This is a genomic window from Citrobacter sp. TBCS-14 (genome assembly GCF_005280805.1).
Taxonomy (GTDB): domain Bacteria; phylum Pseudomonadota; class Gammaproteobacteria; order Enterobacterales; family Enterobacteriaceae; genus Citrobacter; species Citrobacter gillenii.
The window spans coordinates 1-213 of sequence record NZ_SZWM01001290.1 but is presented as its reverse complement, the minus strand read 5'-3'; the positions used below and the strand labels follow the sequence as shown (position 1 = coordinate 213).

Genomic DNA, 213 nt, shown 5'->3' with positions numbered 1-213 from the left:
GGGCGCAGGACCTGGCGAAAACGTTTGAAAGCCAGAAGCTGGCGCCCACGGTTGAAAATATCTGTTCGGTGCTGGCCGTGGCGCAGCAGGAGTCCAACTATCAGGCCGATCCGGTTGTCCCGAATTTAAGCAAAATAGCCTGGAAAGAGATTGACCGTCGCGCCGAGCGTATGCATATCCCGGTGTTTTTGGTTCATACCGCACTGAAGATTA

1 protein-coding gene is annotated in these 213 nt (G+C 54.0%); it reads left to right on the top strand.

Annotation, left to right across the window (positions count from 1 at the left end):
- Positions 1-213: DUF1615 family protein (locus tag FDX22_RS27420; RefSeq protein ID WP_146718068.1), on the top strand; the 213-nt coding region annotated here is incomplete at both ends.